1 protein-coding gene is annotated in these 209 nt (G+C 53.1%); it reads right to left on the reverse strand.

Annotated elements, in window-relative coordinates:
• Nucleotides 1-209 (reverse strand): hypothetical protein (locus tag KV696_RS10590; RefSeq protein ID WP_419965916.1); only part of this gene is annotated, 209 nt, incomplete at both ends.

The following is a 209-nucleotide window of genomic DNA, read 5'->3' on the forward strand; positions in this document are numbered from 1 at the left end:
AGCGCTGTAGCATCTACATCAGCAAGCACAAGCGCAGTAGCCTCTACATCAGCATCAACAAGTGCGGTAGCCTCTACATCAGCAAGTACTAGCGCGGTAGCCTCTACCTCAGCGTCAACAAGTGCCGTAGCGTCTACCTCAGCATCAACAAGTGCCGTAGCGTCTACCTCAGCATCAACAAGTGCCGTAGCCTCTACATCAGCAAGCAC

Origin of the sequence: Streptococcus humanilactis (assembly GCF_019448275.1) — a bacterium.
Taxonomy (GTDB): Bacteria; Bacillota; Bacilli; order Lactobacillales; family Streptococcaceae; genus Streptococcus; species Streptococcus humanilactis.